This window comes from Peribacillus sp. SIMBA_075 (genome assembly GCF_046534585.1).
In genome coordinates this window covers 1-239 of sequence record NZ_JAWRYN010001505.1, presented here as the reverse complement: position 1 = coordinate 239, position 239 = coordinate 1, and the positions used below count along the sequence as shown (strand labels likewise).

Here is a 239-nt window from a genome sequence, read left to right as displayed (position 1 = left end):
CAATATAAGCATACAGGGCCCACTTCTGCACCTGTTCTTTTCTCTCTTCATTGCTCTCTCCCAGTAATAGTTCCGTGTATTTCTCTAGTAACCCGTCAAATTGTTCGTTAAACTTTTCACTCACCTTATTTACCTCCTATATGAAAAAAGCAGCGAAGATCGCTGCTTTTTCTTATAATTTTGATCGAACAGAGTTTAATTTTTTCTCCATTGTGCTTACTTTATCACGACGATCATCG

At 37.7% G+C, this 239-nt stretch carries 1 protein-coding gene and 1 pseudogene; both read right to left on the bottom strand.

Annotated features, from left to right (window positions below):
• The coding region (locus SB775_RS33435; protein WP_410865599.1) for a DUF2573 family protein at nucleotides 1–124 on the bottom strand (124 nt) is incomplete at its 3' end.
• A gap of 48 nt (nucleotides 125–172) precedes the next feature.
• A pseudogene (locus SB775_RS33430) lies at nucleotides 173–239 on the bottom strand (MTH1187 family thiamine-binding protein); the annotation flags it as partial.